Origin of the sequence: Citrobacter rodentium NBRC 105723 = DSM 16636 (genome assembly GCF_021278985.1) — a bacterium.
In the GTDB taxonomy this organism is placed as follows: Bacteria; Pseudomonadota; Gammaproteobacteria; order Enterobacterales; family Enterobacteriaceae; genus Citrobacter_A; species Citrobacter_A rodentium.
In genome coordinates this window covers 3,466,808-3,491,516 of the sequence record NZ_CP082833.1, presented here as the reverse complement: position 1 = coordinate 3,491,516, position 24,709 = coordinate 3,466,808, and the positions used below count along the sequence as shown (strand labels likewise).

Here is a 24,709-nt window from a genome sequence, read left to right as displayed (position 1 = left end):
ATGATGATGATCTACGGCATGTTTGTTTTTGAGCTGCGCACGCTGCCGCATCAGCAGTTACAGCAAAACAAAAGCTGGCGGCATGTGAAAAATGAACGCGTTAACCGTTCAGCAAGCTGGCAGTATATCGGTGCAGGAGATGATCGCATCGTTCTTTCTGGTGTGCTTTATCCTGAAATTACAGGTGGCGAAGTATCGCTGTCGCTGCTGACCACGCAGGCGTATACAGGACGACCCTGGCCTCTGATTGATGGCGTCGGGCAGATTTACGGCATGTATGTGCTGACTGAAACGAATACGACCCGTTCCGAGTTTGATCGCTACGGTAAGGCGAAAAAGATAGAATTTTCACTGACCCTTGAACGCTGTGATGAGGATTTGCGGGAGCGCCTGCAATCCTCATCGTTCAGTGATATGCTATCCGGCTTCAAAGATAAGGTGACATCATCTCTTAACAGCGCGGCCAGTTCAGTTAAAGGGCTGTTCTGATTTAACACAAAAACCGCTAATGGTCAGATTAGCGGTTTTCATTTTCCTGAGTCTGCCCGGTTGTTTCTTCAGTCTGTATATCGCCTACAGGGTGATAACGATAAATCGTCGATGTGCCAATGCCGTAAATTATTGCCAGTTGTTTTCTGTCGTGCCCGTTTTTGATTAGCCTTGCTATTTGCTCATGCTGTTCTTTTGTCAGCTTCGGTCGACGTCCGCCTGTGCGCCCCCTTGCGCGCGCTGCCGCCAGCCCGGCCAGTGTACGTTCAACAATTAATTCACGTTCCATTTCAGCCAGGGCACCCATCACGTGGAAGAAAAAACGCCCCATTGGAGAAGATGTGTCTATGCTGTCGGTCAGACTGCGAAAATTAATCCCTCGCTCCCGTAGTTCCCCGACGAGAGAAATCAGATGTTTCATGCTTCGCCCGAGGCGATCCAGTTTCCAGACAACCAGCGTGTCACCTTTTTGAAGGCGCTTTAAAGCGCGTTTTAATCCCGGTCGGTCTGTCTTTGTCCCGCTTAATTTATCTTCAAATATTTGTTCACATCCTGCACAAACAAGAGCGTTTCGTTGCAGGTCTGTATTCTGGTCATTTGTTGATACCCTTACATAGCCAATCAGCACACTGAATCTCCCGTCCAAAAGCGCAAATCATGCCATGCAGGCCAGAAACGGCCATTATTTAAAACCTCTGTTTTTTGTTTTCACTGGTTAGTCCACCCCGCAGCAGGTCTGCTTTGCGGCGGACGCGTTCAGTGGTTTCATTGATTCTTTGTGCGTGCTCTGCGTCACGGATGGCGCGCAGCATGTCAGAAAGCACGGTAACGGGGGGTTTCATGGTGTTCTGGTCCTGCTGAAGTGTGGATGCCAGGCGTGCTGCGGCTTCAGGGTCTGATGCCCCCAGCTGTTCCAGATAACTGGCGACCGGGTTATGGCGGATCTCCGTGCTGCTTACGCCGTGATTACGGCTCAGGCGTTGCCAGAGCTGCGTGATTCGGCTGTCCGGGCGGGTATCCGGTTTGCGTACAATTTCAAATCCCTGCGGTGCAATGATGCTGCCGTCAACGTACAGACTGCCGCCCCGTAACAGGTGCTGCATCTGTTGTTCACCGATATGCAGGCCGAGAGATTCAGCAGACTCCCGCCATTCTTTAGCGAGTAATTCGTGGTTATCAGGCAAAGGCCGCTGCTGTTTGCGGCTCTGTGTCCAGCTCTGCATTTCATCACTGCTGTTTTTTGCCTGTTTGTCACGCAGCGAACGCATCAGCGCCCGGCGTTCGTGCCGTTTCAGTGAGCGCATCCATTCGTTCACTTCAACGCCGTCAGGGAGCTGCGGCCACGGTGCTGGCCGTTCTTCCGGCTGTTCTGTCCCGTTGTTGTCCGTTTCCTGTACACGGGGACAGTTATTGCCACGAGTCCGAGTCCGAGTCCGAGTCCAAGGGGCGGCAGGGTCGCCCTGAAGGTCAAAACCATTTTCGCGGGCGCTGTCTTCCGCTTCCGGTTTGCGTCTTACCAGCTTCCAGTTATCCGGATGCGTGCACACACGGGAGGATTCCCCGATGAGTGGTGACCAGATCCCGTAAATCTGTACGCTCTGTTCGCCGTAATCGTTCAGCTCATCGGCGAGGTCGTAGGCGGTGCGAATCAGGTAGTCCTTGCGTGGAACAAGTACGCCGCCCTGTTTCTCTATGTAGGTGGCAAAACATCCGGCATCAGCGGCAGCGAGTACCGCATCCATTGCGTCATCCTTCAGCCGTTGCGGGCCTTCCGGGTTGCGTGCCATCTGGCTGGCAAGGCGGCGGAGTTCACGCCACACCTGACGGGAGGGGATGCCAAAGAACTGGAACTGGCGGACCCGGTGAAGGCGCGCCCAGCCGATGGCGCGCTCCACGCTCTCGGCCATTGATTTTCCGGTTTCGTGGTCAACGCGTGGTTTGCCCGTTTTCGGGTCGATGCCATCCACGGCGCGGCTGTCCAGGTTCTTTCCGATGTAGGTGGCGATGTAGCTGGTTGGCGTGCCTTTTGAGCCGTCTACATACTCCGCCTTAAAGCGCGGAGTAATATCATCGCCCAGCTCGTGACGATCTTCCTGAATGGCAATATCGCGGGTGTGGGACACAATGGTGTCGATTTCTTCCGGATGGGCAAAGACCATCATATGCCAGTGTACGGTGCCGTCATGGTGAGGCTCCACCGTGCGGATGCCATACCAGCGCAGGCCGTCGCGGTTCAGTTTTTTGCGGACCGCCGCAAAAAACGTGTTAACCAGGTAATCGCTGGAGTCGCGCATGGTGGCCCCGTTCCATTTGGGGTTCGGATGACCGTTCTCCGTTGTTGCGTGGTATTTTGACGGGCAGGTGACAGTCAGAAACACCGCTTTGTCGCCACGGGCTTCGGCCAGAAGTTCCAGCCCCTTCATGGTGGCCATCATTTCTGCCTTACGGTGAACCGGGTTACTTACTCCCGCGTAATACACCGTCTCGAGATCAATCGTGAACCCGTCTTCATTTTCCAGCATGAAACTTTTCAGGAAATCGCGTGTTTTCTCGCGCTGTGCGCGAAACTCGCTTAACGCATCCTGGCTCAGATAGGGCGATGTTTTTCTGGAAACCAGACAGGCGGCGCGGAGTTGTTCTTCTCTCCACTCGCAACGTAACAGCCACAGTTTGCGTTTCCACCATTCCGCACAGGTCAGGCGAAGGATTGCGCCCGGCAGCAGCTCCGTGTCTGGTTCGTTCCTCCGGTCTTTGTCTGTTGTCAGTGCGTCATAATGCGGCGGTATGGTGTGCAGATGTAACGCCATGCGGGCCAGCATCTGATATGCCTTCAGCGTCACCTCCATGGTCAGCTCGCCATCTCTGGCACCAAGGCCATCGCAGAGTTTTTCGAAGGTGCTGCTGAACATCGCCGCCGTCATGGTGGCCAGCGTCTGTATCTGGTGCTTGTTGAGCTGCGGCAAGTAAAGCAAATCGTCCAGGCGTTCGCGTCCGGCAAGGGAGCGATAACCCGGTGTCAGCCAGCGGTGGTCGGTGCGGTCCAGACGTTCGAATATTTTGCGCAGGGTTCCGCGCGCGTAGCGTTCAGCCTGCCAGCTCTTTTTGCCTTTCCGGCGATCAGCTTCCTGTTTTTTGCGCAGGAAGGAGAGGTGGCGAATAAGCGGATCGCGCAGATAGGACGGCAGCAGGCGCAGCGAGGCCATGGCTTCATCCACCGCGCCGCGTGCCTGTTTTCTGGCGTCTCCTGCCAGTGTGATGGTTTTGTCCTGTTTTTCCTGTGCGTCCAGGCTTTTATTAATCAGGTTGCCCAGTGGCGTGGCGGAGAACGCCGCATCAGCCATTTCCTGGCGGCGCTCGTTCTCTGCCCGGTAGGCATCCAGCCAGGAGGAAAGCGCGGATTCAGGTGCGGGGGTCCCCGTTCCTTCACGCCCTACTGCGTGGCGCGGTTGTTGCCAGTCCCTGATGAACTCTGTCGTCATAGTGATTTACTTCGTCATGCCATTCAGGGTGTCGCGGCAGACGGCAGCCAGCCGCTGAATTTCCAGCACGGTGTCTTCTGTGTCGGCATGGCGATGTGTGATGCGGATGCTGTCGGCAATCACATCGACGATTGCAGAGGATGGGCGCTGGTAAATGCCAATAACGGACGGGGTGCCACCTTCAATGCGGTAAAGCCTGTAATTTCCCTCGTGGCTGTCAATCATGTAGCGACCATCAATAACAATCTTTCCGTCAGCGAGCTGCGGTACAGGCAGGGATTTCAGGTACATGTCATAACGTTCACGCACGCGAACGGCAAGATCACGCTCTGTGTTGAGCAGGTATTCAAGAAAGTCGTTGGCGAGAATCATGCTGCGTTTCTCCTGGTCACAGGTGTGTGACGTGTTCATGTTGTTGTGAGTGGATGAGTTGTCCGCATTCCGGAGTAACGTGGTATCCATCCAGAACAGGGCGACATAGCCCAGTTCTTTAAGCTCTTTGCGGGCGGCGTGTTGTGACACAGCGGTAACAGCGATAAAGCATTCTCCTGCCTGTAAGTTGTCGCGATGCAATCCGCTGAAGATATAGATGTTTTTATGTGTCATGGTCTTATCTCCGTGACAGGGATGTGCGAAGGCCTCCCGCCGCAAGGTGCAGGAAAGGCCCGGAACAGGAATTAACGGAGTTTGTTTTGCTGCTGGATGAGCTGCTGAAGCTCGTACAAATCATCCGCCAGATAGCTAAAAACAGAGGCGGAATAAGTGTTTGATAGCGCATGACTGCGCTCATGCAGCATATTGATGTGCATGATTTGCGCGACGCGTGATGCGCGGAAAAGTCTACGGTTGATTTCAGTCTGGATGTGACGACGCTCCGCGATAGCGCGGTGCTGTTTGCGGTTTGCCATGGCGTGGCCTCTCTGTTAGTCAGTTTTGAAAACTCACCATCCAGAGGTTCCAAGCTCGGGGTGGTGAGACGCACAGGGTTGGAACTACCGGCTAACAGAGGACCCGGCCCAGCTGATGCTGGCCCTGTACGCCCCACCATAATTCGTGTGCGAAAAAGACGTGGCGATACGGTACGCACAAAAAAACCGCTGGCGCGGTTGTGCGCTCTGTTAGTCTGCGGGGTTCCAATCCCGGCACCCGTTTTATGAGGTGCAGCGGAAATGTAACCTGACTGATTGCGGCATGGCAAGCGGTTTTTTTGTGAGAACGGCATACTAAAAAAATCCTGATACTGCTCCGGCCAGCGATTTTCACTGGCCGGGTTTAATTACTTCACCGGAACAAACGGAACAGCGGTGTTGCTGGTCATGTATTGCGGCAGCGTGCCGTTCCATTTGTTGATTGCTTCCAGCTCCATAACGCCGGGATTCTGGCGCAGAGCTTCACCGCGTAAACGAATGGCGTCGGCTTCAGCCTGGGCTTTTGTGCGAATGGCATCAGCCTGTCCGGCAGCTTCTGCGCGCAACATGTTGGCTTCTGCTTCGCGTTGCTTGACTTCCTGTTCGCGTTGCAGGGTTTTCTGGTTTGCCGTGACTTTGGCGTTAATGCTGTCGATAACGGTTGGCGGATATTCCGGTTTACCGACATAAGAGAGGCTCATGACCTGAATACCGATGGGGGTCATCTCTTCCTGAATATCTTTAAGTGCTGAATCCAGCAGTTCAGACTTACCACCGTCGATAAACTTATCGGTGGTCATTTTGCTGGCCAGTCGGTTGAGTGCATCGGCGATCTTCTGGCGCAGGTCAGTGTCGGTAATGTCGTCCACGCCTTTGCGGTAGGTCTGAAACACCGTGGTAACTTTGGATGGATCAACTTTGTAGGCCACGCCGATGTGATAGCCGATGGTTGTGCCGTCACTCATCTGGAAGTTGAACGGCTCATCGTAAGTCTTCATTTGTTTGAAGGTCGGGAAGATGTAAACCTCTGTATTCCAGCCTGTCCAGTAGCGGCCAACGCCAACTACTTCGCCGACGCCTTTGTCGTCGCCCAGTTTGTTGACTTTGATGCCCACATTACCTGGCTCAACGCGATCGCAACCAACCAGCAGGATGGCGGCAAAAAGCGGGAGAATCTGAAAGAGTTTGAATTTCTTCATTGTTTGATTTCCTTGATGTACTTACTGAAAAGGCGAACAACGCCTGCCGGGTACAGCATGGCAATGAAAATGCCCAGCAATACCAGGAAGGAGCTGTCTGATGAAATCATTCGGGGGAGTAGTCCTGCATACAGAATGAGAGAGACGAGGACGCATACCAGCGCCCACATGTATGCGCGAAACCAGGTCTTTTTGTTCATATCGCGGTCCTTTACTGGTTAAGGAAAAAATCGAAAACGTTGTCGATGCGTTGCAGCAGCTCCTGCTGCATTGCTTCCGGCGTTTCTGATTCACCTGGTGACTCCAGCGTCGCGCAAAAATCCTTGATTTCATGATGGAGCGTCAGACGAATGGCAGGAGCCATGGTTCTGGCGTGCTCCAGCTCATCCAGCAGTGCCAGCACGGCAGATGGCGAGAGCATTGCGCGAAACGCCAGTAATTTTTGATGCGTTGCCATTCGTTGCAGGTCAGTTGCCAGTTCGCGTAGTTCCTGGTGGTTGATGGTGCTCATGCTCTGGCTTCCTTCAGTAGCTGGTTAAACATGTGAGTAAGTGGGTTGCCACACCCGAACGGCATCGGGTTTACCTGGTAAGAGAACCGACCGCCTGTTTTGCGCACTTCTCTGATGACTAAGCCGTCACGCCAGAGTCGGCGCAACTCAGCATTAATGGCTGTGGTTGGGGTATTCAGCGCGGCGGCGATTTCTCCACCGCTACAACCCGGATTGGCTGTGATGTAGCCCAGAATGGTCATCTGCGTGACTCCTGTACCTGTCGGATAAGGTTCACCTGCACCACGTTGGTGGCGCAGAAGTAAGTGTCGTCAGTGAGATAAATGTGATGCGCGTCAGGTTGCGAACGGTGACGGTCGAGCGTTTTAATCAGCCGTTCGTCAACTTCGTATTCACGCCCTCTGGATGTGAAACGAATGACGGAAAAACGCTTAATTGCCATTGCGCCCCCTTTGTCCAGTAACCCTATGCGTTAAATACGGTGCGCTGTGCGTCATCAATGAATGCGACTTGAGAGCGCTCTATCAGGCAGAGATTTGTCAGAATTTCTGATTCCCTTATGGGGTGAGGAGTGATCAGGTATTTATCCTGTAATCCGACGATAATGGTGTATTGCTGTGGCTCCGAGCCAATTGTGTAAATAAGGCGTCCGGTGTTAGACAAATCCAGTCCGGTGACTGGTTGTGTTCTGAGAACCGCCAGTTCAGCATCCTGTTTTGCGATAATTTCGGCTGCTTCTGCCGTGACTCTTGCGACTATCAGTGTGTGGGTTGCGACGTCCATATGTGCATTTGCCACGGCTTTTTTCGCTACTTCGTTTTCTGTCTTTGAAATTTCTTTCAGTGCTCTGATGATACCTTCTTCTTTTGCGTGCATTTTTGTATCTCCGTTATTTGCGTGTGCGAATACCTCCGTTAATACGGATGGTTTTCACGTTTTCTTATTTAATTTGATGTTTTATTTGTATCGTTATTCACCAGTGAAAAAGCGTTCAATCTTTTTTACTGAATGAATAATTCGCATAATCCCAATGGCGCAGGCCACCGAAATAATCAGAACAAGCCATGAGATAAATATGCTCATGCGATATTCCCCAGCTTATACGGTTCAATATGTTCCCCGCATTCTGCGGCACAGATCAGCTCGGAAAGTTCGTTAAGTGCATCCAGATCATCAGCGTAAAAAGCCACGTCATACAGACTCCGGATTGCCCTGGTCAATGAGTCACGGGCTGCACGTTCAGCATGAGCGCCTGATGCACTTAAGCGAAAATAAAAACGCTCAAGTGCTTTGTTAATGAGAGTTTTATATTCTTTGCCCATCGCAACGCCCTTTAATCTGCTTTCTGAATTTCAGCTTCTGAATCCATACAAATAATTTCGATATAGGGTTCATCGCCATTAACCTGACGTGCCTTTTCAGCTTCGCTAATGATTTCTCGTACGGTCTGGTACGGAAGTTCCACAAGCAGTCGCGTGCCGTTCAGATAAACGTAAGTGGCTTCGTTGGCTCCGTTTTTACCCGCCGGAGCCACTCCATCAATAGCGGATGCGCGTAATAACAGTTCACCGCGAAAATTAATAAAACGGATAAATACACCTTGTGCGTGGTCTTTGCTCATAAAGCACCCGTTATAAATCAGCCTGTTTAATAAAACTTTGCCCCCGAAGCAGACGATCAACCGTGCGTAGTGCTTCGTATAATGTGAAATCCTGCCCGAACTGATTGTCGCCGCTGCTTAGTGCAAAAATGCGGTTTCCGGTAAACGGATTGTGTGGGCATTTGTGGACCACGATTCCAGCTTTCTCAATCAGCCAGGTATGCTCGCCGATTTGTTTTACTGGGTAGCCATCCGGCGTTGCGTGTGTTTCGCTCAGGCTGTAGCGAGAGCTGCTACGTGATGCGCTGGTAGCGAAACGGTTAGCATGACGTTCCGCCCCGTTGCGGAATCGCTGCTGTGAAGAATTGCGCTGTTGCTTCATATCAAAAACCCCGTACCGATTTACTTCCCCGGCATAACGCCCATTTTCAAAGTAATTGCGTCGAAATCCCGAGTTATGGGGCTCGCCATTTTGCTGTTGCTTATTCATTTTTCGTGCCTCTACTCAATGAGCCAAATAACAAACGCTATAAGAATCGCGCCAATAGTGGTCGGAAAAAGACCTCTGGTATAGGCGGCGAGGTAATGAACGTTGAGAACAATATATCGCTCTAGTTCCCTGTCTCTCATGTGCAATAATTCTCCGTTTGGGGCTATTGGCGGCTTATATCCGCTTATAGCGGTGATGTGTATTGGTAGAAACTTCCACCCTTTAGGAGAATGTTATGGTAGAGACTTCCACCCAGTCAAGAGGGATAGGGGAAAAAATCCGCATGATTAGAGATGCTGAAGGTCTTAGCAGACAGCAATTCTTTGAATTGACGGGGATTCCTGCGGGGACGCAAAAGTATTATGAAACTGGACGGGTTGAAAAAATAGGTAGTGATATTTTGCTAAAGATCACGCTTCATTCTCAATTTTCTAAATATGCCCTGTGGCTTATGACCGACAATATTGCGCCAGAATCAGGGCAGATTGCCCCGCCTCTCTCCCCTGATGGGCACGAAAATGCAGTAATGTCGCGCCGCTCCGTCCGCAAAACTGGTTAACGTTACATTTTGATTTTATTGACTGGTTAGAGACGGTTTCATTGGCGTCAACCGGAGGGCTTCGCTATGACGATTAAGAAGCTCGAAGGGGGGCAATATCAGGTGGATATTTACCCGCGTGGGCGTGAAGGCAAGCGCATACGCAGACGTTTCAAGAAAAAACAGGAAGCTATTCTGTTTGAGCGGTATGTGATGGCTAACGTCGAGAAAAAAGAATGGCTCGGCGCAAGCACTGATCGCCGTACACTTGGGGAGTTGCTGGAAATCTGGTGGCTGTTGCATGGTCAGACCCTGGAGAACGGTGCAATCGAAAGACAACAACTGGAAAAGACAATCAGGGCGCTTGGTAATCCTGCCGTTAACCGACTTGATAAGCGTGAAATTGCCAGGCATCGCGGTGAACGGCTTACAGATGGTATTAGCGCATCAACCATTAACCGTGATGTTTATCGTTTGTCCGGTATGTTTACCGCATTGAGTAAGCTTGGAGAATTTCGCGTTGAAAATCCCTGTCATGGTTTGCAGCCGTTACGGGAGGCGCAGCCACCGATGACTTACCTTACAAAACAGGAAATCGCCCGATTGCTGGAATTTCTGGAAGGTGACAATCGCCGGGTAGCATTGCTGTGTCTCAGTACCGGGGCGCGGTGGAATGAGGGAAGCACGCTGCGGGCGGAGCAGGTCAATCATGGACGTGTGACCTTTCTGAAAACGAAGAACGGCAAAAAAAGGACGGTGCCGATTTCGGAAGCTCTGGAGCGGGAGATCAAAACCTGCGAGACGGGGCCGTTGTTTGATGTGAATTATGCTCAGTTTCGTGAGCAATTACGGCGTGTAAAACCTGATTTACCGCGGGGGCAGTCAACGCATGTGCTTCGCCACACGTTCGCCAGTTGGTTCATGATGAACGGAGGAAACATTATTGCGCTTCAGCAAATTATGGGTCATGCCAGCATTAAACAGACGATGGTTTATGCGCATCTTGCACCGGATTTTCTCCAGCACGCGATTACGTTAAATCCGCTTGGTGGAGGTCTGGGGATTTGACTACGCGTTGCCTACGCTAATTGAATCAATGGCACTTAATAGCGGCTTATATCGTCATTTTGTGTCGTTGATTTTAAAGATGTTTTTTCTAAGTTGTTGATAGTTCTGCACCTCGCGTCATGCGGGGTGCGACAGTACGTTTTGCGGAACCTGGTTAGCCTGCGCCAGAACAGAGGTACCCGCCTGCTGCAGGATCTGCGCGCGAGACATGTTGGAGACTTCGGTCGCGTAGTCGGAGTCTTCGATACGGCTACGAGCGGAAGACAGGTTGTTTACGGTGTTGCCCAGGTTGGTGATAGCAGATTCGAAACGGTTCTGAACCGCACCCAGTTGGCTACGGAAAGCATCAACTGTTTTCAATGCGTCATCAATTTTTGCGAGTGGGTCAACGTTAGCAGACATAGTAACTACAGCATCCTCTGTAACCTTACCATCCCGGCCAAAAACAGCAGTTTTGAACGTTGCGTTTCCGTCATTATCAAGGGTTTGAACCGCATACTGGTCTTTGCCGTCAGCACCTTTGTACTTGACTAAAGATTGATTATCTGCCAGCCCACTATTAATCGTCACCTCTTTTGAGAAAGAAGTAACATCAGTAAGTTTAGTTGTATCTTTAGTCGTTTCGGCTGTACTGGAATCAAATGTGATTTCACCCGTATCACTATCTACAGTCGCGTCATAGTATTTACTGTTAGCTGAATCGAATACTATATAGTTACCGGCTTTATCCTGTTTCAACTCAAGGTTAGCGGTTAATGGGGTTGTGTTGCCGTCTTTGAAATCTGCAATTTTTACGTCAAAATCAGCTTTAACTTTTGTGCCATCTTTAACTGTAGTAGCTACGCCTTTGCTAACATCTAACTTATCCAGACCCAATTCAGTTTTATCAATCTTTTTCAGATCAATTGTGATAGTTTCACCATCATTTGCACCCACCTGAATAGTTAACTGACCATCCTGACTTAAAACTTTTTTACCGTTAAAGTCAGTCTGTTCCGCCACACGGTTGATTTCGTTCAGACGCTGATCAATTTCGTCCTGGATAGATTTTAAATCAGAATCAGAGTTAGAACCGTTCGCCGCCTGTACGGACAGTTCACGTACACGCTGCAGATTGTTGTTAATCTCATTCAGCGCGCCTTCTGTGGTTTGCGCGATAGAAATACCGTCGTTGGCGTTACGGGAAGCCTGAGTCAGACCTTTAATGTTAGAAGTGAAGCGGTTAGCAATTGCCTGACCAGCAGCATCATCTTTTGCGCTGTTGATACGCAGACCGGAGGAGAGACGTTCGATAGCAGAGCCCAGTGCGGACTGAGATTTATTCAGGTTGTTCTGGGTCAACAGCGACAGGCTGTTTGTATTAATGACTTGTGCCATGATATTTTCCTTATCAATCACTACTTGATGTTATTGGGCTGTTGCCCAAATCATGTATCGGCACCTTTAATTCGAACTTTAGAAGATTTTTTGTTTTATCCGCTTTTTTCTTAGCCCGAGAAATAACCACTTTAATGACCATTATTCTGCGTATTATCCGGGCAAATTTATTATTAAACTTTGCCCGCAGATTGCCGATAACAACCAGCACAATTGTTTGCAATCACAAGGAAACAGACATGGCTTCATTTACTTCGCTGGGCGTAGGCTCAGGTTTACCGTTGGATACATTGCTAAACAACCTGACTATCGCTGAGAAAAAACGCTTAAATCCGATTACCCAGCAACAGACCGACAATACTGCTCGTCTGACGGCGTATGGCACCCTGAAAAGCGCGCTGGAGAAATTCCAGACCGCCAACGCCGCGCTGAATAAAGCGGAACTGTTTCGCAGTAGTAATGCGACCAGCAGCAGTGATGATCTGAAAGTCAGCACCGAGGCTGGCGCTGCGCCGGGCATTTATACCATCAGCGTGACGCAGCTGGCTCAGGCGCAGTCGTTGAGTACGAAAAGCGTCGCGTCAAACAAAGAGGCTCTCGGCGACGGTTCGGCAACGCGTACTATCATCATCGATCAGCCGGGCCGCGATGAACCGCTGGAAATTAAACTGGGCAGCGATCAAACCTCTCTCGACGATATCAGTAAAGCGATTAACGATGCGGACAGCGGCATCTCCGCCAGCGTCGTGAAGATGAATGACAACGAGTATCGCCTGGTGCTGACCGCGGAAGAAGGTGAAGGCAGTGAAATGACCATCTCCGTTGACGGCGACAGTAAACTGAACGATCTGTTGTCCTATGACAGCACGACCGACAGCGGAAATATGAGTGAACTGGTGAAGGCGCAAAACGCCAAACTCACCATGAACGGCATCGATATTGAGCGTCAGAGCAATAAAATAACCGATGCGCCGCAGGGCGTAACGCTTGAGCTGACCAAAGAAGTAAAAGACGTTCGCGTCACCGTGACCAAGAGCAATGAAAAAGCCACCGAGGCGATCAAAGGCTGGGTGGACGCCTATAACTCGCTTATCGATACCTTTAACACTCTGACCAAATATAAAGCGGTCGATGCCGGTGCGGAAAGTCAGGACGAAGACAACGGCGCGCTGGTCGGCGATAGCGTGGTACGTACGATTCAGACCGGCATTCGCGCGCAATTTGCCAATAGCGGCAGCGAAGGCATCTTTAAGACCCTGAATGAAATCGGTATCAAGCAGGACGGTAAAACCGGCAAATTGTCGATTGATGATAGCAAGCTGAAAAAAGCGCTGGACGATAACACCGCCTCGGTGCGCGAACTGCTGGTCGGCGACGGTAAAGAAACCGGCATCACCACCAAAATCGCCAGCCAGGTAAAAGACTACCTGTCCGACGACGGCATTATCGACAACGCGCAGGACAGCATTAACGCGACGCTGAAAAAGCTTACCAAACAGTACTTAGCGGTAAGCAGCAGCATTGACGATACGATCGCCCGCTACACCGCCCAGTTTACGCAGCTGGATACCATGATGAGCAAACTGAATAACACCAGTACGTATCTGACCCAGCAGTTTACGGCGATGAATAATTCCTGATAACACGAGGTAAATATGTATAGCGCGAGCGGTACCAAAGCGTATGCGCAGATTGGCGTGGAAAGCGCCGTAATGAGCGCCAGCCCCCATCAGCTGATAGAGATGTTATTTGACGGCGCTTATAGCGCCTTAGTACGCGCGCGTTTGTTTATGCAACAGGGTGAAACCGTCGCTAAAGGCGAAGCCATCAGCAAGGCCATTAACATTATCGATAATGGCCTGAAGGCGGGACTGGATCTGGAAAAAGGCGGCGAACTGGCCGCCAATCTCGCCGATCTGTACGACTATATGGTCCGCCGCCTGCTACAGGCGAATTTGCGTAATGACGTTCAGGCCATAGAAGAAGTGGAAGGGTTACTCAGCAACATTGCGGATGCCTGGAAACAGATTTCTCCAAAAGCATCTTCCCAGGAGTCTCGTTAATGATCTCAGCCGTGGAGTTTATCAACCATTGGCAGCGTATTGCGCTGCTGAGTCAGTCGCTACTGGAGCTAGCACAGCGGGGTGAATGGGACCTTTTACTGGAACAGGAAGTCACCTATCTGCAAAGCATTGAAGCGGTCATGGAAGAGCAAACTCCAACGAGCATTACGCGAAGTATTCAGGATCGGGTAGCGGGTTACATAAAGCAAACGCTGGATAATGAGCAGGTTCTTAAAAGCCTGTTACAACAGCGGCTGGATGAGCTGAGCAGTTTGATCGGCCAGTCAACCCGCCAGAAAACGCTGAATAATGCCTATGGTCGCCTCTCCGGTATGCTGCTGGTCCCCGACGCCCCTAGCGCGCTACAATAATTCCCGCCACGTTTAAAAAAATCTTCCATACTCCAGAAGTTGCCATTTGATTTCTGGAGCACGGAAGATGAAAAATCCCACTTTATTGCAGTTCTTCCACTGGTATTACCCCGACGGCGGCAGGCTCTGGCAGGAAGTTGCCGAGCGCGCGGACGGGCTCAATGATATCGGTATTAATATGGTCTGGCTGCCTCCGGCGTGTAAAGGCGCATCGGGCGGCTATTCTGTCGGCTACGACTGCTATGACCTATTTGATCTGGGCGAATTTGATCAAAAAGGATCGGTCGCCACCAAATATGGCGACAAACAACAGCTGCTGGCGGCGATCGACTCGCTGAAACGAAACCAGATTGCAGTGCTGCTCGACGTGGTGGTAAACCACAAAATGGGCGCCGACGAAAAAGAAGCGATTCGCATCCAGCGGGTCAACGAAGACGATCGTAATCAGATTGATGACCACATCATCGACTGCGAAGGCTGGACGCGCTACACCTTCCCTGCCCGCGCCGGGAAATATTCGCAGTTTATCTGGGATTACAAATGTTTCAGCGGTATCGACCACATTGAAAACCCCACCGAGGACGGCATCTTTAAAATCGTCAACGACTATACCGGCGAAGGCTGGAACGATCAGGTCGACGATGAGATGGGCAACTTTGACTACCTGATGGGCGAAAATATCGATTTCCGCAACCGCGCCGTGACGGAGGAGATCAAATACTGGGCCCGCTGGGTGATGGATCAAACCCACTGCGACGGCTTCCGTCTTGATGCGGTAAAGCACATTCCGGCCTGGTTTTACAGGGAGTGGATAGAACACGTGCAGGAGGTCGCGCCAGAGCCGCTGTTTATCGTCGCGGAATACTGGTCGCATGATGTCGATACGCTGCAAAACTACATTAATCAGGTAGAAGGGAAAACGATGCTGTTTGACGCCCCTCTGCAGATGAAGTTTCATGAGGCCTCCCGCCAGGGGCGCGAGTACGATATGCGGCAGATCTTCAGCGGTACGCTGGTGGAGGCCGATCCGTTTCATGCGGTAACGCTGGTCGCCAACCACGATACCCAGCCGCTGCAGGCGCTGGAAGCGCCGGTTGAGCCTTGGTTTAAACCGCTGGCCTACGCGCTGATCCTGCTGCGGGAAAACGGCGTGCCCTCCGTATTCTATCCCGATCTCTACGGCGCGCACTATGAAGATACCGGCGACGATGGCGGCACCTATCCCATCGACATGCCGGTGATTGAGCAGCTTGACCAGCTTATTCTCGCCCGTCAGCGTTTCGCTCACGGCGTTCAGACGCTCTATTTTGACCATCCCAACTGCATCGCCTTCAGCCGCAGCGGCACAGAAGACGATCCCGGCTGCGTGGTGGTGCTTTCCAACGGCGATGATGGCGAAAAGACCCTTGCGCTTGGCGCAAACTACGGCAATAAAACCTGGCGCGACTATCTCGGCAACCGTGATGAGCGCGTGGTCACTGACGAGAACGGCGAAGCGACATTTTACTGCAACGGCGGCAGCGTCAGCGTATGGGTAATTGAAGAGGCAATATAGTCACAGCCCCGACAGCCATTGCTGTCGGGACGTTTGTTTAAGGCAACGGCGACGGCAGCGGAGATTTTTCCAGCGCGGCGGCGCATTCAGCGGTCGGACGATCCACGCGTTGCAGGGTCATTCCGTCATATTCCAGGGTATTCCCTTCCCGCTCGATGGCGTAAAGCTCACGCTTTACCGTGACGTTGGTTAAATCGCCAGAAAGCGTGTTCAGCTTGCCCGGCAGCGCAATGACCCGCTGCCACTGGCGGCAGTCCAGGGTATCGCCCTCTTTAGTGACCACCAGGCTGCCGATGGCTTCGGGACTGACCAGGCTGCTCTGCGGCCCCCGGGTCTGCCAGTAGCCTTCCAGTCCGGCTGGCGCGGGTGTTTTCACCACGCTGTTGTAATTTTCCACCTCGGCGCACCCAGCTAACAGCAGTAATGCCCCAACGATTGCTAATTTTTTCATCATTCATCCTGCATGCGAAGAAAAGAGGATTGTGGCATTAAAGCCCTGATGCCGCCAGACTTTCCCGCTGCCAGCCGATTTTTGATCCAGTCGGTGTTACCGCTTAATAGTACCAGGTAAAAAACCCGTTGTGGTGTACTATCCGCACTCTTGTTTCACCCCTTCTGAGTTCAGAGGAAAAAACATATGTCATGGCAACAGTTCAAACAGGCCTGGTTAATTAAATTCTGGGCGCCTATCCCTGCGGTCATCGCGGCGGGCATTCTCTCTACTTACTATTTTGGCATCACCGGCACCTTCTGGGCCGTCACCGGCGAATTTACTCGCTGGGGCGGAGAAATCCTGCAGCTGTTTGGCGTTCACGCCGAAGAGTGGGGCTACTACAAGCTCATTCATCTGGAAGGCACCCCGCTTACCCGTATCGACGGAATGATGATCCTCGGCATGTTCGGCGGCTGCTTTGCCGCCGCGCTGTGGGCCAACAACGTCAAACTGCGTATGCCGCGCAGCCGGGTGCGCATCATGCAGGCCGTGATCGGCGGGATGATCGCCGGTTTCGGCGCCCGTCTGGCGATGGGCTGTAACCTGGCGGCCTTTTTCACCGGCATTCCGCAATTTTCTCTTCACGCCTGGTTTTTTGCCCTCGCCACCGCCATCGGCTCGTGGTTCGGCGCGCGCTTTACGCTGCTGCCGGTCTTCCGCATTCCGGTCAAAATGCAAAAAGTCTCCGCCGCATCGCCGCTGACCCAGAAGCCAGATCAGGCGCGCCGCCGCTTCCGTCTGGGGATGCTGGTGTTTGCCGGCATGATCGGCTGGGCGCTGTTGACGGCGATGAACCAGCCGAAGCTGGGGCTGGCGATGCTGTTTGGCGTCGGCTTTGGCCTGCTGATTGAACGCGCGCAAATCTGCTTTACCTCCGCCTTTCGCGATCTGTGGATCACCGGGCGTACCCAGATGGCGAAGGCGATCATCTTCGGGATGGCGGTAAGCGCCATCGGCATCTTCAGCTACGTGCAGCTCGGCGTCGAGGCGAAGATCATGTGGGCCGGTCCGAACGCCGTTATCGGCGGCCTGCTGTTCGGCTTCGGCATCGTGCTGGCGGGCGGTTGTGAAACCGGCTGGATGTACCGCGCGGTGGAAGGCCAAGTTCACTACTGGTGGGTAGGCCTGGGCAACGTCATCGGCTCGACGATTCTGGCCTATTACTGGGACGACTTCGCTCCGACGCTTGCCACCCATTGGGATAAAATCAATCTGCTGAACGCCTTTGGCCCGCTCGGCGGCCTGTTGGTCACTTATCTGCTGCTGTTTACCGCGCTGATGCTGATCATCGGCTGGGAAAAACGTTTCTTCCGTCGCGCCGGGCTGACCCTCGCTAAGGAATCCGCATGAAAAATATCGTTCCTGATTACCGCCTTGATATGGTCGGCGAACCCTGCCCCTACCCTGCCGTCGCCACGCTGGAGGCAATGCCACAGCTTCAAAAAGGGGAAATTCTGGAAGTGGTAAGCGACTGTCCGCAGTCAATCAATAATATTCCGCTGGACGCGCGTAATCACGGCTATACGGTGCTGGATATTCAGCAGGATGGGCCAACGATTCGCTATTTAATTCAGAAATAATGGCTGGCCGGATGGTATAAAGCCATCCGGTACTCTCATCTTATCCATCGCACGCTATTGCGGCCACATTAATCGTGGCTTTATTTCTCATTAACTTAAACAAAAGCCAAACAACACTACCTTGCATAATTGACTAACAGGAGCGGGTATAAAAATAATTGCCTGATAATTAAACCTGACAAAATGGAGTCATCACTATGCGTATAAAACTTCTGGGAATCATGCTGACCGCCCCCGTTGCGTTCAGTTGTCTGGCGTCTGGCGAATCCGGTTTGTTTACCCCTGAAAAGCTTAGCGCCGATATTAGTCTGGGGACGCTGAGCGGGAAAACAAAAGAACGCGTTTACGAGCCAGAAGAAGGCGGCAGAAAAGTCAGTCAACTTGACTGGAAATACAATAATGCCGCAATAATTAAAGGGGCAATTAACTGGGATCTGATGCCCTGGCTCTCTGTCGGCGCGGCAGGCTGGAGCACAATCGCCGGTCGCGGGGCCAATATGGTTGATAAGGACTGGCTGGACGCCAGCAACGCCGGAACATGGACCGATGAAAGCCGACATCCCAATACCCGCCTCAACTACGCCAATGAATTTGACCTGAATATGAAAGGCTGGATTTTAAACCAGCCAGACTATCAATTTGGCCTGATGGCAGGCTACCAGCAAAGTCGCTATAGCTTTAACGCCACGGGAGGCACTTATATTTACAGTGAAGATGGCGGTTTCAGAAATGAAAATGGCTCATTCCCCGATGGCGAAAGAGGAATAGGCTACAAACAGCGCTATAAAATGCCTTATATCGGACTTACCGGAAACTATCGTTACGATAGCATTGAAGTTGGCGGCGCCTTTAAATACAGCGGCTGGGTACGGGCATCGGATAATGATGAACATTACGCTCGCGGGATCACCTTCCGCAGTAAAGTTAAAGACCAAAATTACTATTCTGTTAGCGCGAATGCGGGTTATTTTATTACCCCCGACGCAAAAGTATATCTTGAAGGCGTATGGAGTCGCGTAACCAATAAAAAAGGGGACTCAACGCTTTACGATCGTAACGATAATACTTCCGATCGCGCTAAAAACGTTGCCGGCATTGAAAACTACAGCTTTATGGCCACTGTCGGCCTGAAATATACCTTCTGAGCACTTTCGTCGGGCTGTCAGGCCCGACGTAAAACAGCAGGACGTCTTATGCGGAAAACCAAACAGCCGTAATGCGGATCGCTACTCCTGGGCTGCGTTACACGAACATCACGATAATGCCGTGTTCATCAGAACGTCGTGCAGCTCATTCCACCACCGATTGTCGGCGTGCAGTTAGTCGTAACAGGCCGGTTAGCTGCATCAATAGCGGCTTGCTGAGCTTGTTGCTGTTGAATCGTCTGATTAGCTTCATTCAGACCCACCTGCATCGCCCCCATGTCGCGAGCCGCATAACATGCGTCCCGATCGCCATCGTCACACATTGCAGCAACCTGACCTACCGTTTTGAACGCATAGCGGCTATGCCACATAGAGCGCGTATCGCTGGTACAACCTGCTAAAAAAGTGACGGCTACAATCATCATCAATATTTTCATTTATTGTTACTCTGGCATTTGGATTTATCTGAAATCAGCGGCCATGAAAAATAGCCGCAATGCATGCCAGTTATTATGATGCAGCGCATACTTTTTATTGATTAGATCAGAACACCTACACCTGCATGCTCATCACTTCCTGATACGCCGCTACCAGCTTGTTGCGCACCTGGATGCCCATCTGCATAGAAACCGAAGCTTTTTGCATATCGGTCATCACATCGTTAAGCGCGATGCCCGGCTCGCCAAGCGTGAATTTCTCTGCCTGTACGCGCGCGTCGGTCTGCCGGTCGCTGATGCGGTCCAGCGCCGCGTGGAGCTGACCGGCAAAACTCACGGTCGGCTGCGGCAACGTCTCCTGTGCGCGGGCGCCCATCGCCGTGGCCTGCAGCTGGCTGATGACCCCTTCAATCCCCTGTATTGCTGACATGATAATCCTCTGGATGGTTTTTTACACAGCAGAGAGTACCAGCTTGTCAATAAGATAAAGGCGTTAATTAGCGATAAAAAACGACGGTTTTTGGCGCATAGAAAAAAACGAAACCGCAAATAATGTGACCGTCAATTTTTCGATTTTGCTGACCCGGGAGTGAGTCTTGTTCCACTTTGCCATTAAAGCCGCCTATGAACAGTCACGAGGTGCGAGATGAACGCGACTGCATCGGCTGCAACCCAACTTAAACCTCTCGAGTGGCTTAATCGCCTGCGCGCGAACCCTAAAATCCCGCTGATTATCGCCGGCTCGGCGGCCGTCGCGATTATCGTGGCGATGGTGCTGTGGGCGAAATCGCCGGACTACCGCACCTTATTCAGCAATCTGTCCGATCAGGACGGCGGCGCCATCGTCACTCAGTTGACCCAGATGAATATCCCCTACCGCTTTACGGAAGGCAGCGGCGCGATTGAAGTCCCGGCGGATAAAGTCCATGAACTGCGCCTGCGTCTGGCGCAGCAAGGGCTGCCGAAGGGCGGCGCGGTCGGCTTTGAACTGCTGGATCAGGAGAAGTTCGGCATCAGCCAGTTCAGCGAGCAGGTCAACTACCAGCGCGCGCTGGAAGGCGAGCTGGCGCGCACCATCGAAACGCTCGGCCCGGTCAGACGCGCGCGCGTGCATCTCGCCATGCCGAAGCCGTCGCTGTTTGTCCGTGAGCAAAAATCCCCTTCCGCCTCGGTCACCATCAATCTGGAACCGGGTCGGGCGCTGGATGAAGGACAGATCAGCGCGGTCGTGCATCTGGTTTCAAGCGCGGTCGCCGGCCTGCCGCCGGGCAACGTGACGCTGGTCGATCAGAGCGGGCGTCTGCTTACGCAGTCAAATACCAGCAGCCGCGACCTTAATGATGCCCAGCTGAAATACGCCAGCGATGTGGAAAACCGCATTCAGCGCCGCATTGAATCTATCCTGTCGCCGATTGTCGGCAACGGCAACGTCCATGCGCAGGTTACCGCGCAGCTGGATTTCGCCAATAAAGAACAGACGGAAGAGCAGTACCGCCCGAACGGCGATGCCTCCCAGGCGGCGCTCCGCTCGCGTCAGGTGAATGAAAGCGAGCAGATCGGCTCCGGTCTGCCGGGCGGCGTGCCGGGCGCCCTCTCCAACCAGCCTGCGCCAGCCAATGCCGCGCCGATTACCACGCCGCCGGCGAATCAGCAAAATGCGCAGAATGGTCAGAACGCGCAGCAGACCTCCACTAACAACGCTGTTGGTCCGCGCAATACCCAGCGTAACGAAACCAGCAACTACGAAGTCGACCGGACGATTCGCCATACCAAAATGAACGTTGGCGATATCCAGCGCCTCTCCGTTGCGGTGGTAGTCAATTACAAAACGCCGTCGGACGGTAAGCCGCTGCCGCTGACTGCCGATCAGATGAAGCAGATTGAGAATCTGACCCGTGAGGCGATGGGCTTCTCTGATAAGCGTGGCGATACCCTCAACGTGGTCAACTCACCGTTCAGCGCCACGGACGAGAACGCAGGCGAAGTGCCGTTCTGGAAGCAGCAGTTCTTTATTGAGCAACTGTTCTCCGCCGGACGCTGGCTGCTGGTGCTGCTGGTAGGGTGGCTGCTGTGGCGTAAAGCGGTGCGTCCGCAGCTGCAGCGCCGCGCTGAAGAGGCGAAAGCCGCCCGTGAGCGTGAACAGCTGCGTCAGGAAACCAAAGAGGCCGTGGAAGTCCGGCTCAGTAAAGATGAACAGACTCAGCAGCAGCGGGCGAATCAGCGCCTGGGCGCAGAAGTGCTGAGTCAGCGTATTCGCGAAATGTCAGATAACGATCCGCGCGTTGTGGCGCTGGTCATTCGCCAGTGGATGAGTAACGATCATGAGTAACGCCCTTACCGGTACCGATAAAAGCGTCATCCTGCTGATGACCATTGGCGAAGATCGTGCGGCGGAGGTGTTCAAACACCTCTCCCAGCGCGAAGTGCAAACCCTGAGCGCGGCGATGGCGAACGTCCGTCAAATCTCAAACCAGCAGCTTACCGACGTGCTGGCGGAGTTTGAGCAGGAAGCCGAACAGTTTGCCGCGCTCAATATTAACGCCAACGAATATCTGCGCTCCGTACTGGTGAAAGCGCTGGGCGAAGAGCGCGCCGCCAGCCTGCTGGAAGATATTCTCGAAACCCGCGATACCGCCAGCGGCATCGAAACGCTCAACTTTATGGAGCCGCAAACCGCCGCCGACCTTATTCGCGACGAACATCCGCAGATTATCGCCACCATTCTGGTGCACCTCAAACGCGGACAGGCGGCGGATATTCTGGCGCTGTTCGATGAACGTCTGCGTCATGACGTGATGCTGCGTATCGCCACCTTCGGCGGCGTACAGCCTGCCGCGCTGGCAGAGCTGACCGAAGTGCTCAACGGCCTCCTCGACGGCCAGAACCTCAAGCGCAGCAAAATGGGCGGCGTAAGAACGGCGGCGGAAATTATCAACCTGATGAAAACGCAGCAGGAAGAGGCGGTTATCTCCGCGGTGCGCGAATTCGACGGCGAGCTGGCGCAGAAGATCATCGACGAAATGTTCCTGTTCGAAAACCTGGTGGATGTCGACGATCGCAGCATCCAGCGCCTGTTGCAGGAAGTGGATTCCGAATCGCTGCTGATTGCCCTCAAAGGCGCAGAGCAGCCGCTGCGCGAGAAATTCCTGCGCAATATGTCCCAGCGTGCCGCCGATATTCTGCGCGACGACCTGGCCAACCGCGGTCCGGTGCGTCTGTCTCAGGTGGAGAACGAACAGAAAGCAATTCTGCTTATTGTGCGTCGTCTGGCGGAAACCGGCGAGATGGTGATTGGCAGCGGCGAGGACACCTATGTCTGATGAACTGTCGTGGAAAATCTGGACGCCGGACGATCTCGCCCCGCCACAGGCGGAGTTCACGCCGATGGAGCACAGCGACGATCCGCTGCCGGAAGAGGACGGCGAACCGGCACTGAACCCGGAACAACTGCTTGAGCAACAGCTGACGCAGCTGAAAATCGAAGCCCATGAACAGGGGTATAACGCGGGACTGGCGGAAGGACGCAAGGCCGGTCAGGAGCAGGGCTATCAGGAGGGACTGGCGCAAGGACTCGAACAGGGTCAGGCCCAGGCGCGAAGCCAGCAGGCGCCGATTCATGCGCGGATGCAACAGCTGGTCAGCGAGTTTCAGAATACGCTGGATGCGCTGGACAGCGTTATCGCCTCGCGCCTGATGCAGATGGCGCTGGAAGCCGCGCGTCAGGTCATTGGTCAGACGCCCGCCGTCGATAATTCGGCCCTGATTAAGCAAATTCAGCAGCTGCTGCAACAGGAGCCGTTGTTCAGCGGCAAGCCGCAGCTTCGCGTACATCCCGACGATTTACAGCGCGTGGAAGAGATGCTTGGCGCCACCCTCAGCCTGCACGGCTGGCGTCTGCGCGGCGATCCAACGCTGCATCACGGCGGCTGTAAGGTTTCCGCCGATGAGGGCGATCTGGACGCCAGCGTCGCCACTCGCTGGCAAGAACTCTGCCGCCTCGCGGCGCCAGGAGTCGTCTGATGACTTCGCGCCTCACCCGCTGGCTGAATACGCTGGATCATTTTGAAGCCAGAATGGCGCTGCTTCCGGCGGTTCGCCGTTACGGACGGCTGACCCGCGCCACCGGTCTGGTGCTGGAGGCGACCGGGCTGCAGCTGCCGCTCGGCGCGACCTGCGTGATTGAGCGCCTGGAAGGTAATGAAACCCGCGAAGTGGAAAGCGAAGTCGTCGGCTTCAACGGCCAGCGCCTGTTTCTGATGCCGCTGGAAGAGGTCGAAGGCATTCTGCCCGGCGCGCGCGTTTACGCCAAAAACATCGCCAGCGAAGGTCTGCATAGCGGTAAACAACTGCCGCTCGGTCCGGCGCTGTTAGGCCGCGTGCTGGACGGCAGCGGCAAGCCGCTTGACGGCCTGCCCTCCCCCGACACCACCGAAACCGGCGCGCTGATCACCCAGCCGTTTAACCCGCTCCAGCGCACGCCGATTGAGCATGTGCTGGATACCGGCGTGCGGCCCATCAACGCCCTGCTGACCGTCGGTCGCGGCCAGCGTATGGGGCTGTTCGCCGGTTCCGGCGTCGGCAAAAGCGTCCTGCTCGGCATGATGGCGCGTTATACCCGCGCCGACGTGATTGTCGTCGGGCTGATCGGCGAACGTGGCCGCGAAGTGAAAGATTTTATCGAAAATATTCTCGGCGCGGACGGACGCGCGCGTTCGGTAGTGATTGCCGCCCCGGCGGACGTTTCGCCACTGCTGCGCATGCAGGGCGCCGCCTATGCCACCCGCATCGCAGAGGATTTCCGCGATCGCGGCCAGCACGTGCTGCTGATTATGGACTCCCTCACCCGTTATGCGATGGCCCAGCGTGAAATTGCGCTGGCGATCGGCGAACCGCCCGCCACCAAAGGCTATCCGCCTTCGGTATTCGCCAAACTGCCGGCGCTGGTAGAGCGTGCGGGCAACGGCATCCACGGCGGCGGCTCAATCACCGCGTTCTATACGGTCCTGACCGAAGGCGACGACCAGCAGGACCCGATTGCCGACTCGGCGCGGGCGATCCTCGACGGTCATATCGTGCTGTCGCGGCGGCTGGCGGAAGCCGGACACTACCCGGCTATCGATATTGAAGCCTCGATCAGCCGTGCGATGACGGCGCTGATTAGCGAACAGCACTACGCGAAAGTGCGCCAGTTTAAACAACTGCTGTCGAGTTTTCAGCGTAACCGCGATCTGGTCAGCGTTGGCGCCTATGCCAAAGGCAGCGATCCGATGCTTGATAAAGCTATCGCCCTCTGGCCGCAGCTGGAGGCGTTTCTTCAGCAAGGTATTTTTGAACGGGCTGACTGGGAGGATTCCCTGCAGGCTCTGGATCTGATTTTCCCGGCGGGGTGATAAAGCAGGAGGGTAA

At 53.6% G+C, this 24,709-nt stretch carries 32 protein-coding genes; 14 read left to right on the top strand and 18 right to left on the bottom strand.

All coding sequences use genetic code 11. The features are described 5' to 3' along the window. Window positions 1–489, top strand: a complete 489-nt coding sequence (locus K7R23_RS16490) for a phage tail protein (RefSeq protein WP_000979945.1) — start codon at window positions 1–3, stop codon at window positions 487–489. Between the two features lie 28 nt (window positions 490–517). Here the strand turns inward: K7R23_RS16490 and K7R23_RS16485 are convergent, their stop codons facing one another. The 14 genes from K7R23_RS16485 to K7R23_RS16420 all read right to left on the bottom strand — a co-directional run bounded on the left by K7R23_RS16485 (window position 518) and on the right by K7R23_RS16420 (window position 8,568). After that, window positions 518–1,117, bottom strand: coding sequence for a recombinase family protein (locus K7R23_RS16485; protein WP_000905061.1), 600 nt, complete (start codon window positions 1,115–1,117; stop codon window positions 518–520). 58 nt (window positions 1,118–1,175) lie between these two features. After that, window positions 1,176–3,968 carry a replication endonuclease gene (locus K7R23_RS16480; protein WP_012906210.1) on the bottom strand — a complete coding sequence of 931 codons (2,793 nt, stop codon included), beginning with the start codon at window positions 3,966–3,968 and terminating at the stop codon, window positions 1,176–1,178. 6 nt (window positions 3,969–3,974) lie between these two features. After that, on the bottom strand, window positions 3,975–4,340 hold the full coding sequence (locus K7R23_RS16475; RefSeq protein ID WP_012906211.1) for a hypothetical protein: 366 nt from the start codon (window positions 4,338–4,340) through the stop codon (window positions 3,975–3,977). Window positions 4,341–4,645: 305 nt separating this feature from the next. Then, complete coding sequence (locus tag K7R23_RS16470; RefSeq protein WP_024132718.1) at window positions 4,646–4,876, bottom strand: derepression protein; 231 nt, start codon at window positions 4,874–4,876, stop codon at window positions 4,646–4,648. Window positions 4,877–5,244: 368 nt separating this feature from the next. Then, window positions 5,245–6,075 carry an SPFH domain-containing protein gene (locus K7R23_RS16465; RefSeq protein WP_001561001.1) on the bottom strand — a complete coding sequence of 277 codons (831 nt, stop codon included), beginning with the start codon at window positions 6,073–6,075 and terminating at the stop codon, window positions 5,245–5,247. Next, entirely contained in the window at window positions 6,072–6,275 is a 204-nt protein-coding gene (locus K7R23_RS16460) for a hypothetical protein (protein WP_001036813.1), read from the bottom strand. Before K7R23_RS16460 ends, K7R23_RS16465 begins: the two co-directional genes overlap by 4 nt. An 11-nt stretch (window positions 6,276–6,286) precedes the next feature. Next, a complete protein-coding gene (locus K7R23_RS16455) occupies window positions 6,287–6,586 on the bottom strand; it encodes an ead/Ea22-like family protein (RefSeq protein WP_000104288.1) in 300 nt (99 codons plus the stop codon). Beyond that, the gene (locus K7R23_RS16450; protein WP_012906213.1) at window positions 6,583–6,828 is read right to left on the bottom strand and encodes a winged helix-turn-helix domain-containing protein; all 246 of its coding nucleotides are present in this window, start codon (window positions 6,826–6,828) and stop codon (window positions 6,583–6,585) included. The genes K7R23_RS16455 and K7R23_RS16450 overlap by 4 nt, the downstream gene beginning before the upstream one ends. Further along, window positions 6,825–7,028 (bottom strand): hypothetical protein, encoded by a 204-nt coding sequence (locus tag K7R23_RS16445; RefSeq protein ID WP_000985718.1) that lies wholly within the window; start codon window positions 7,026–7,028, stop codon window positions 6,825–6,827. Before K7R23_RS16445 ends, K7R23_RS16450 begins: the two co-directional genes overlap by 4 nt. A 23-nt stretch (window positions 7,029–7,051) precedes the next feature. Then, a complete protein-coding gene (locus K7R23_RS16440; protein WP_012906214.1) occupies window positions 7,052–7,462 on the bottom strand; it encodes a hypothetical protein in 411 nt (136 codons plus the stop codon). Window positions 7,463–7,555: 93 nt separating this feature from the next. Further along, window positions 7,556–7,669 carry a hypothetical protein gene (locus tag K7R23_RS16435; RefSeq protein ID WP_000021656.1) on the bottom strand — a complete coding sequence of 38 codons (114 nt, stop codon included), beginning with the start codon at window positions 7,667–7,669 and terminating at the stop codon, window positions 7,556–7,558. Continuing rightward, window positions 7,666–7,908, bottom strand: coding sequence for a DUF4754 family protein (locus K7R23_RS16430; protein ID WP_000514277.1), 243 nt, complete (start codon window positions 7,906–7,908; stop codon window positions 7,666–7,668). The genes K7R23_RS16435 and K7R23_RS16430 overlap by 4 nt, the downstream gene beginning before the upstream one ends. 11 nt (window positions 7,909–7,919) lie before the next feature. Then, a complete protein-coding gene (locus K7R23_RS16425; RefSeq protein ID WP_012906215.1) occupies window positions 7,920–8,207 on the bottom strand; it encodes a hypothetical protein in 288 nt (95 codons plus the stop codon). A 10-nt stretch (window positions 8,208–8,217) separates the two neighbouring features. After that, complete coding sequence (locus K7R23_RS16420; protein WP_012906216.1) at window positions 8,218–8,568, bottom strand: DUF4761 family protein; 351 nt, start codon at window positions 8,566–8,568, stop codon at window positions 8,218–8,220. A gap of 343 nt (window positions 8,569–8,911) precedes the next feature. Here K7R23_RS16420 and K7R23_RS16415 point away from each other — a divergent pair, with 343 nt between their 5' ends. Both K7R23_RS16415 and K7R23_RS16410 read left to right on the top strand, forming a co-directional pair. Further along, window positions 8,912–9,235: a helix-turn-helix domain-containing protein gene (locus K7R23_RS16415; RefSeq protein ID WP_012906218.1), complete on the top strand. Its 324-nt coding sequence runs from the start codon at window positions 8,912–8,914 to the stop codon at window positions 9,233–9,235. Window positions 9,236–9,301: 66 nt separating this feature from the next. Continuing rightward, window positions 9,302–10,282, top strand: coding sequence for a phage integrase (locus K7R23_RS16410; RefSeq protein WP_012906219.1), 981 nt, complete (start codon window positions 9,302–9,304; stop codon window positions 10,280–10,282). A 117-nt stretch (window positions 10,283–10,399) separates the two neighbouring features. Here K7R23_RS16410 and K7R23_RS16405 read toward each other — a convergent pair whose 3' ends face one another. Beyond that, window positions 10,400–11,659, bottom strand: a complete 1,260-nt coding sequence (locus K7R23_RS16405) for a flagellin FliC (protein WP_024132721.1) — start codon at window positions 11,657–11,659, stop codon at window positions 10,400–10,402. 239 nt (window positions 11,660–11,898) lie between these two features. On the opposite strand from K7R23_RS16405, the gene fliD reads away from it, so the two are divergent. The 4 genes from fliD (at window position 11,899) to amyA (ending at window position 15,648) form a co-directional block, all read left to right on the top strand. Beyond that, window positions 11,899–13,299, top strand: coding sequence for a flagellar filament capping protein FliD (gene fliD, locus K7R23_RS16400; protein ID WP_012906220.1), 1,401 nt, complete (start codon window positions 11,899–11,901; stop codon window positions 13,297–13,299). A gap of 15 nt (window positions 13,300–13,314) precedes the next feature. Then, a complete protein-coding gene (fliS, locus tag K7R23_RS16395; protein WP_012906221.1) occupies window positions 13,315–13,722 on the top strand; it encodes a flagellar export chaperone FliS in 408 nt (135 codons plus the stop codon). Beyond that, window positions 13,722–14,093 carry a flagella biosynthesis regulatory protein FliT gene (fliT, locus tag K7R23_RS16390; RefSeq protein ID WP_012906222.1) on the top strand — a complete coding sequence of 124 codons (372 nt, stop codon included), beginning with the start codon at window positions 13,722–13,724 and terminating at the stop codon, window positions 14,091–14,093. The genes fliS and fliT overlap by 1 nt, the downstream gene beginning before the upstream one ends. A 67-nt stretch (window positions 14,094–14,160) precedes the next feature. Then, window positions 14,161–15,648, top strand: coding sequence for an alpha-amylase (gene amyA, locus K7R23_RS16385; protein ID WP_012906223.1), 1,488 nt, complete (start codon window positions 14,161–14,163; stop codon window positions 15,646–15,648). Window positions 15,649–15,685: 37 nt separating this feature from the next. Here the strand turns inward: amyA and yedD are convergent, their stop codons facing one another. Beyond that, a complete protein-coding gene (gene yedD / locus K7R23_RS16380) occupies window positions 15,686–16,099 on the bottom strand; it encodes a lipoprotein YedD (RefSeq protein ID WP_012906224.1) in 414 nt (137 codons plus the stop codon). 186 nt (window positions 16,100–16,285) lie between these two features. Here yedD and yedE point away from each other — a divergent pair, with 186 nt between their 5' ends. The 3 genes from yedE (at window position 16,286) to K7R23_RS16365 (ending at window position 18,866) form a co-directional block, all read left to right on the top strand. Continuing rightward, the gene (gene yedE / locus K7R23_RS16375; RefSeq protein WP_012906225.1) at window positions 16,286–17,491 is read left to right on the top strand and encodes a selenium metabolism membrane protein YedE/FdhT; all 1,206 of its coding nucleotides are present in this window, start codon (window positions 16,286–16,288) and stop codon (window positions 17,489–17,491) included. Further along, window positions 17,488–17,721, top strand: a complete 234-nt coding sequence (yedF, locus tag K7R23_RS16370) for a sulfurtransferase-like selenium metabolism protein YedF (RefSeq protein ID WP_012906226.1) — start codon at window positions 17,488–17,490, stop codon at window positions 17,719–17,721. Before yedE ends, yedF begins: the two co-directional genes overlap by 4 nt. 197 nt (window positions 17,722–17,918) lie before the next feature. Beyond that, window positions 17,919–18,866 (top strand): omptin family outer membrane protease, encoded by a 948-nt coding sequence (locus K7R23_RS16365; protein WP_012906227.1) that lies wholly within the window; start codon window positions 17,919–17,921, stop codon window positions 18,864–18,866. Between the two features lie 128 nt (window positions 18,867–18,994). Here the strand turns inward: K7R23_RS16365 and K7R23_RS16360 are convergent, their stop codons facing one another. Next, window positions 18,995–19,303, bottom strand: a complete 309-nt coding sequence (locus K7R23_RS16360; RefSeq protein ID WP_012906228.1) for a hypothetical protein — start codon at window positions 19,301–19,303, stop codon at window positions 18,995–18,997. Window positions 19,304–19,418: 115 nt separating this feature from the next. Further along, window positions 19,419–19,733, bottom strand: a complete 315-nt coding sequence (fliE, locus tag K7R23_RS16355; RefSeq protein WP_012906229.1) for a flagellar hook-basal body complex protein FliE — start codon at window positions 19,731–19,733, stop codon at window positions 19,419–19,421. Window positions 19,734–19,949: 216 nt separating this feature from the next. On the opposite strand from fliE, the gene fliF reads away from it, so the two are divergent. Genes fliF through fliI form a run of 4 tightly spaced genes read left to right on the top strand, consistent with a single transcriptional unit; the run spans window position 19,950 to window position 24,693 of the window. Next, window positions 19,950–21,632 carry a flagellar basal-body MS-ring/collar protein FliF gene (gene fliF, locus K7R23_RS16350; RefSeq protein ID WP_012906230.1) on the top strand — a complete coding sequence of 561 codons (1,683 nt, stop codon included), beginning with the start codon at window positions 19,950–19,952 and terminating at the stop codon, window positions 21,630–21,632. Continuing rightward, a complete protein-coding gene (fliG, locus tag K7R23_RS16345) occupies window positions 21,625–22,623 on the top strand; it encodes a flagellar motor switch protein FliG (protein WP_012906231.1) in 999 nt (332 codons plus the stop codon). The genes fliF and fliG overlap by 8 nt, the downstream gene beginning before the upstream one ends. Then, the gene (gene fliH / locus K7R23_RS16340) at window positions 22,616–23,323 is read left to right on the top strand and encodes a flagellar assembly protein FliH (RefSeq protein WP_012906232.1); all 708 of its coding nucleotides are present in this window, start codon (window positions 22,616–22,618) and stop codon (window positions 23,321–23,323) included. The genes fliG and fliH overlap by 8 nt, the downstream gene beginning before the upstream one ends. Beyond that, complete coding sequence (gene fliI, locus K7R23_RS16335) at window positions 23,323–24,693, top strand: flagellar protein export ATPase FliI (protein ID WP_012906233.1); 1,371 nt, start codon at window positions 23,323–23,325, stop codon at window positions 24,691–24,693. The genes fliH and fliI overlap by 1 nt, the downstream gene beginning before the upstream one ends. The last annotated feature ends 16 nt before the right edge of the window (window positions 24,694–24,709 follow it).

Excerpts from the sequence above, each read along its gene's own strand:
- K7R23_RS16440 (WP_012906214.1), bottom strand. The coding sequence starts at position 7,462 with ATGCACGCAAAAGAAGAAGGTATCATCAGAGCACTGAAAGAAATTTCA.
- fliE (WP_012906229.1), bottom strand. The coding sequence starts at position 19,733 with ATGTCAGCAATACAGGGGATTGAAGGGGTCATCAGCCAGCTGCAGGCC.
- yedD (WP_012906224.1), bottom strand. The coding sequence starts at position 16,099 with ATGAAAAAATTAGCAATCGTTGGGGCATTACTGCTGTTAGCTGGGTGC.
- yedE (WP_012906225.1), top strand. The coding sequence starts at position 16,286 with ATGTCATGGCAACAGTTCAAACAGGCCTGGTTAATTAAATTCTGGGCG.
- K7R23_RS16445 (WP_000985718.1), bottom strand. The coding sequence starts at position 7,028 with ATGGCAATTAAGCGTTTTTCCGTCATTCGTTTCACATCCAGAGGGCGT.
- K7R23_RS16465 (WP_001561001.1), bottom strand. The coding sequence starts at position 6,075 with ATGAAGAAATTCAAACTCTTTCAGATTCTCCCGCTTTTTGCCGCCATC.
- amyA (WP_012906223.1), top strand. The coding sequence starts at position 14,161 with ATGAAAAATCCCACTTTATTGCAGTTCTTCCACTGGTATTACCCCGAC.
- K7R23_RS16470 (WP_024132718.1), bottom strand. The coding sequence starts at position 4,876 with ATGGCAAACCGCAAACAGCACCGCGCTATCGCGGAGCGTCGTCACATC.
- K7R23_RS16450 (WP_012906213.1), bottom strand. The coding sequence starts at position 6,828 with ATGACCATTCTGGGCTACATCACAGCCAATCCGGGTTGTAGCGGTGGA.
- fliT (WP_012906222.1), top strand. The coding sequence starts at position 13,722 with ATGATCTCAGCCGTGGAGTTTATCAACCATTGGCAGCGTATTGCGCTG.
- K7R23_RS16425 (WP_012906215.1), bottom strand. The coding sequence starts at position 8,207 with ATGAGCAAAGACCACGCACAAGGTGTATTTATCCGTTTTATTAATTTT.
- K7R23_RS16420 (WP_012906216.1), bottom strand. The coding sequence starts at position 8,568 with ATGAAGCAACAGCGCAATTCTTCACAGCAGCGATTCCGCAACGGGGCG.
- K7R23_RS16490 (WP_000979945.1), top strand. The coding sequence starts at position 1 with ATGATGATGATCTACGGCATGTTTGTTTTTGAGCTGCGCACGCTGCCG.
- K7R23_RS16430 (WP_000514277.1), bottom strand. The coding sequence starts at position 7,908 with ATGGGCAAAGAATATAAAACTCTCATTAACAAAGCACTTGAGCGTTTT.
- fliG (WP_012906231.1), top strand. The coding sequence starts at position 21,625 with ATGAGTAACGCCCTTACCGGTACCGATAAAAGCGTCATCCTGCTGATG.
- fliH (WP_012906232.1), top strand. The coding sequence starts at position 22,616 with ATGTCTGATGAACTGTCGTGGAAAATCTGGACGCCGGACGATCTCGCC.
- K7R23_RS16455 (WP_000104288.1), bottom strand. The coding sequence starts at position 6,586 with ATGAGCACCATCAACCACCAGGAACTACGCGAACTGGCAACTGACCTG.
- K7R23_RS16405 (WP_024132721.1), bottom strand. The coding sequence starts at position 11,659 with ATGGCACAAGTCATTAATACAAACAGCCTGTCGCTGTTGACCCAGAAC.
- K7R23_RS16435 (WP_000021656.1), bottom strand. The coding sequence starts at position 7,669 with ATGAGCATATTTATCTCATGGCTTGTTCTGATTATTTCGGTGGCCTGC.
- K7R23_RS16365 (WP_012906227.1), top strand. The coding sequence starts at position 17,919 with ATGCGTATAAAACTTCTGGGAATCATGCTGACCGCCCCCGTTGCGTTC.
- K7R23_RS16480 (WP_012906210.1), bottom strand. The coding sequence starts at position 3,968 with ATGACGACAGAGTTCATCAGGGACTGGCAACAACCGCGCCACGCAGTA.
- fliD (WP_012906220.1), top strand. The coding sequence starts at position 11,899 with ATGGCTTCATTTACTTCGCTGGGCGTAGGCTCAGGTTTACCGTTGGAT.
- fliS (WP_012906221.1), top strand. The coding sequence starts at position 13,315 with ATGTATAGCGCGAGCGGTACCAAAGCGTATGCGCAGATTGGCGTGGAA.
- K7R23_RS16460 (WP_001036813.1), bottom strand. The coding sequence starts at position 6,275 with ATGAACAAAAAGACCTGGTTTCGCGCATACATGTGGGCGCTGGTATGC.
- fliF (WP_012906230.1), top strand. The coding sequence starts at position 19,950 with ATGAACGCGACTGCATCGGCTGCAACCCAACTTAAACCTCTCGAGTGG.
- K7R23_RS16360 (WP_012906228.1), bottom strand. The coding sequence starts at position 19,303 with ATGAAAATATTGATGATGATTGTAGCCGTCACTTTTTTAGCAGGTTGT.
- K7R23_RS16415 (WP_012906218.1), top strand. The coding sequence starts at position 8,912 with ATGGTAGAGACTTCCACCCAGTCAAGAGGGATAGGGGAAAAAATCCGC.
- yedF (WP_012906226.1), top strand. The coding sequence starts at position 17,488 with ATGAAAAATATCGTTCCTGATTACCGCCTTGATATGGTCGGCGAACCC.
- K7R23_RS16475 (WP_012906211.1), bottom strand. The coding sequence starts at position 4,340 with ATGATTCTCGCCAACGACTTTCTTGAATACCTGCTCAACACAGAGCGT.
- K7R23_RS16410 (WP_012906219.1), top strand. The coding sequence starts at position 9,302 with ATGACGATTAAGAAGCTCGAAGGGGGGCAATATCAGGTGGATATTTAC.
- fliI (WP_012906233.1), top strand. The coding sequence starts at position 23,323 with ATGACTTCGCGCCTCACCCGCTGGCTGAATACGCTGGATCATTTTGAA.